Origin of the sequence: Comamonas sp. B-9 (assembly GCF_000410635.1) — a bacterium.
Classification (GTDB): Bacteria; Pseudomonadota; Gammaproteobacteria; order Burkholderiales; family Burkholderiaceae_C; genus Comamonas.
Genome location: NZ_KE148565.1, coordinates 33,355 through 37,971 on the forward strand (window position 1 = coordinate 33,355; position 4,617 = coordinate 37,971).

4 protein-coding genes and 1 pseudogene are annotated in these 4,617 nt (G+C 65.1%); 1 reads left to right on the forward strand and 4 read right to left on the reverse strand.

What is annotated here, in order from left to right:
• A pseudogene (locus H928_RS33260) lies at positions 1-600 on the forward strand (PLP-dependent aminotransferase family protein); the annotation flags it as partial.
• A 307-nt stretch (positions 601-907) separates the two neighbouring features.
• On the opposite strand, the gene H928_RS0111815 reads toward H928_RS33260, so the two are convergent.
• From H928_RS0111815 to H928_RS0111830, 4 genes are all read right to left on the reverse strand, one after another.
• Positions 908-1,939: a histone deacetylase family protein gene (locus H928_RS0111815; protein ID WP_021026698.1), complete on the reverse strand. Its 1,032-nt coding sequence runs from the start codon at positions 1,937-1,939 to the stop codon at positions 908-910.
• Positions 1,936-2,793 carry a GntR family transcriptional regulator gene (locus H928_RS27380; protein WP_021026699.1) on the reverse strand — a complete coding sequence of 286 codons (858 nt, stop codon included), beginning with the start codon at positions 2,791-2,793 and terminating at the stop codon, positions 1,936-1,938. The genes H928_RS0111815 and H928_RS27380 overlap by 4 nt, the downstream gene beginning before the upstream one ends.
• Entirely contained in the window at positions 2,783-3,742 is a 960-nt protein-coding gene (locus tag H928_RS27385) for a DMT family transporter (RefSeq protein WP_021026700.1), read from the reverse strand. The genes H928_RS27380 and H928_RS27385 overlap by 11 nt, the downstream gene beginning before the upstream one ends.
• On the reverse strand, positions 3,735-4,617 hold an 883-nt coding region (locus tag H928_RS0111830), incomplete at its 5' end, for a histone deacetylase family protein (protein WP_027010861.1). The genes H928_RS0111830 and H928_RS27385, both read right to left, overlap by 8 nt.

Consider the following 4,617-nt stretch of genomic DNA (forward strand, 5'->3'; position numbering starts at 1 on the left):
CTGGAGGACGATTACGACAGCGAATTCAACTACCGCAGTGCACCCCTTCCCGCCCTCAAGAACCTGGACCAGCACGACCGCGTGATCCACTGCGGCAGCTTCAACAAGACCATGTTCTCGGAGCTGAGAATTGGCTACATGGTCGTCCCTCGTGCGCTGCTGCCGGCCTTCGCGCTGGCTTGCCGGGCGATGGGGCCTTCCGTGGGTGTGATTGAGCAACGGGCGTTGGCCAGCTTTATCGAGGACGGTGGCTTTGCAAGGCATGTACGGCGGTCGCGCATCGTCTATGCCAGCCGCAGAGACCGGGTATTGGCGTTACTGCGCGAGGCCGTCGCGCCCCTCCCGCTGCACACCAGCGGTGAGCACGGAGGTTTCCACTTTGTATGGTGGTTGCCGGAATGCCTTCCGCTGACTGCGCTCTCGCAGCAGGCAACTGCTCGCGGCCTGCGCATCGATATCGTCGCCGACCATTGCCGCGGCAGCCGGATGCCGCCAGGTATTCTCATGGGGGATAGCGCTTTGAGCGATGAAGGTCTGGATGATGCCCTGGCGAGATTGCGTGAGGCGATTGCTGCGGCGCGGGTTGATTTGCCGAGCTAAAGGGGTGGTATCGCCTGAACCGAAGAGCTTTGGGTACCACGTCCGCGATAGCATCCTCGACTTCCTCCCGCAGTGGCCGATGGCCATCTTTGCCCACCGTGCATGCGTTGGCCACCAGGTCTCCCTCGCGGTACCAGTGTGTCAGCCGGCTTTGGAAGAAACCACGACCTCCGCGTTCCCAGGCTAGCCTGAGCCAGTTGATTTGGCTTGACTTCGCTCTTATGCTTCAACACTGACAACTGCATGGCAGCGGCAGCTGGATGCCAAAAGAGCGCAATTAGGCCATATCTCTTCATGAGCGCCGAACCTACTGCGCCCCCACCTCAAACCCCCGCAACGCACTCTCCAGGTTCAAGCCCAAATCCTCACTCAGATACCCGCCTTCCTGCACGATCACCGTCGGCAGCCCCAACTGCGCGATTTTCTCGGTGATGCGGGCGAAGCCGGGGGTGTCGATGGCCAGGGCCTGGTAGGGGTCGTGCTCGTGGGCGTCCAGGCCCAGGGCCAGCACCAGGGCGCCGGGGGCGTAGTGGCGAATGGTGGTGAGGGCAGTTTCCAGGGCGCGCAGGTACTGGTCGGTGGTGGTGCCCTTGGGCTGGGGCAGGTTCAGGTTGTAGCCCAGGCCTTCGCCTTCGCCGCGCTCATGCGCATGGCCGGTGAAGAAGGGGGTGCAGAAGTGCGGATCGGCATGGATCGATACGGTCAGCACATCGTTGCGGCGCCAAAAGATGCCCTGGGTGCCGTTGCCGTGGTGTACGTCGATGTCGAGCACTGCGACGCGGGCATGCTTGCTGCGCAGGTGCTGGGCGGCGATGGCGGCGTTGTTCAGGTAGCAAAAGCCATTGGCGCGGTCCACATAGGCGTGGTGGCCGGGTGGACGGCACAGCGCGTAGGCGGCTTTTTCGCCTTGCAGCACCAGCTCGGCGGCATGGGTGGCGCAGTGGGCGGAGTTGATGGCCGCGTGCCAGGTGTGCTCGCCAATGCTGCAGGCGCAGTCACCCATGTGGTAGCCGGCCTGGCCGACCAGGTGGTCGGGGTAAGTAAAGGGCTGGCCGGGGAAGGGAAAGACATTGGGCAGCACTTCGAGCGAGGCATCGGGCAGCGCCTGCCAGCGTTGCCAGGCGGTTTGCAGAAAGTGCAGGTACTCGGGGGTGTGGACGGCTGCGCGCGGGCCGGGGCCAAAGTCTTCGACCAGCATCGGCTGGTGGCCGGCCTTCTGGGCGGAGCGCAGCAGGATCTCGGCGCGTTCGGGTTGCTCGTTGCTGCGCTTGAGTTGGCCGCGCACCATGAATTGCTGCGGGTCGTGACTGCGGTGCTCGTGGCTGTAGATGAATTTCATGGTCTTGGCGGTTTTCGTCTGGAGGAAGAAGCGGGAGATGCGGTGGCGCCGGCCTTGGGCTTGGCCTTGGTGGCGGATACCGGTGCGGATATCGTTGCGGGTGTAGCTGCGGCGCCGCTGTTGGCGTCCGGCGCCTGGTCGTCGTGCAGCACCTGGGCATGGGCCTTGTTCTGGGCGTCCACCAGGTGCACGCGCAGCGCTTTTTCTGCGGCATCGGCATCGCGCTGCAAGATGGCATCGACGACCGGGAAGTGCGACTGCGCAATAAACACCGGGTCGCGGTACTGGCGCTCGATAAAGCCCTGGCAAATGCGGATCTCGGCCTGCATATTGGAAAAGATGCGCTGCAGGTATTCATTGCCGGACAAGCGCGAGATGGCGGTGTGCATGCCCAGGTCCATCGTCACGCGCTCGATATTGCTCAAGGTCGGCGCGCGCTCCAGCATGTCATCGGCATAGGCTTTGAGGGATGCAAGCTGCGCATCGGTCGCCACCTCGCAGGCCAGGCGTGCGGCCATCACTTCCAGGCCCAGGCGCACCTGGAAGAGGTCCTGGATCTCCTTGGGGCTGAAGGTGCGCACGGTAAAACCCTTGCGCGGCGTCGAGACGATGACTCCCTGGCTCTCCAGCCGGCGCGCCGCTTCGCGCAGCGGGGCGCGGCTCACGCCCATCTGGCGCGACAGCTCGGCCTCGACGATGCGCGAGCCCGGTGGCAGCCGGCCCTCAAAAATGGCCTGCAGCAGCTGGCGCTCCACCAGCTCCACCAGATCGGGCACCCGGATCGACGAAAAGCCGGGGTTGTCTGTCTCCTCGCCCTGCAGGGCGATGGTCTTTGTAAGGGTCTCAGATGTCATGTCGGGATGCCTGGTGAGCGGTGTACTTGTGCCGCCGGGGCCATGCAAGGTACACACCGGCAGCGCTGATCATCAGCATGCCATAAAGGGCCAGGCTGTCTGGCGGCCGTTGGAACCAGAAGGTGCTGATCAACACCGCCAGCAACAGTTGTACATAATTCATTGGCGCCAGGGTCGAGGCCGAGGCGCGCTGGAAGGCCTGCAGCAGCAGCAGCTGCGCGCCACCGCTGACAAAACCGCCCGCCAGCAGCAAGGCCATATGCGGCGCATCGGGCCATTCGGTGATCGGGTGGAAGAGGGCAGGCAGGTTGGTGATGACCAGGCAAAACAGCGCCATATAGGCAAACTGCACCGCTGTGGGCACCAGTCCCGAGAGCTTGCGGGTGAGTACCTGGAACAGTGCATAGCAGACGGCCGAGATCGCCATCAGCACCGTGCCGGCCAGTGGCAAGGCATTGCCCGGTCGCACGATGAGCAGCATGCCGGAAAAGCCCAGCAGCACCGCCACCCATTGCACGCGGCCGACGCGCTCGCCCAGCAGCCAGGGCGAGAGCGCCACCATGATGAGCGGTGCGGTGAAGTAGATGGCGGTGGCCTCGGCCAGCGGCATAGTCGCCAGCGCCGTCATAAAGCAGGTGGCCACAATGGCCAGCATCAGGCTGCGCAGCAGCAGCAATTTGCCGCTGCGCAGGCGCCCCCAGCGCAGCGCAGACCAGTCGCCATGCCGGTGCATGACCCACAGCGCCAGCACGCCAATGGCCGTGTAGCGCGAGAGGTTCATCACCGTGGCCGGAAACTGGGCCAGCATGTGCTTGGCAAAGGCGTCGTAGCAGGCAAAGCACAGCAGCGCTGCCAGGAACAGGCCCAGCCCCTGGCGCAGCCGGCGCGCGGCATCGGCCTCGCGCAGTGCTGCTGCCCGGTTGCTGGGCTGCACGGCCTGCTCAGCCATGGAGGCCCTCCAAAAAGGCCTGCAGGCCCGGGCCAATCGCTTCGACCAGGTAGCCGCCTTCCTGCACCACCACCAGGGGCAGCTCGAGCGCACGCAGCTTTTGGCCCACGGCGCGGTAGGCGTCAAAGTCGACCTTGAGCACGCTGATCGGGTCGTCCTTGAAGGTGTCAAAGCCCAGTGCCAGCACCACGGCCTGCGGGCCAAAGGCACGCACAGCCTCTAAGCCGGTGTCCACTGCGGCCAAAAACTCCGCATTGCCGCTGCCATGGGCCAGCGGCAGGTTCAGGTTGTAGCCTTCGCCCGCTCCGGCGCCGCGCTCATCGGCATAGCCGGTGTAGAACGGAAAGTAGCTGCTGGTCTCCGCATGGGTAGAGACCGTCAGCACATCGTCCCGGGCGTAGAAGATGCTTTGCGTGCCATCGCCATGGTGGGCATCGACATCGAGCACGGCGACCCGCCCAAAGTGCGCGGCCAGGCGTGCAGCAGCGCAGGCGTTGTTGTTGACATAGCAAAAGCCGCTGGCACGGTCCCAGTGCGCGTGGTGGCCCGAGGGGCGGCACAGCGCATAGGCCATGCGCTCGCCGGCAATCACCGCATCGGCGGCAGCCACGGCGCTGTGGGCCGAGCGCAGGATGGACTGCCAGCTATCCGGCCCGAGCGGGCAGGACAGATCACCCAGGTAGTAGCCGGTTTGCGGTATCAGTGCGGGCGATGGGCAGGGCGGGCGGCGCTGGCCGGCGGGCACGCCCGCGTAGGGCGAGAGGTTGGCCATCACCTCGGGGCCGGCATTGGCGCCGCTCGCCAGCATCTCCTGCCAGCGCGGCCAGGCGGTTTGCAGGTAGTCCAGGTAATGCGGGGCGTGTACGGCCTCCAGC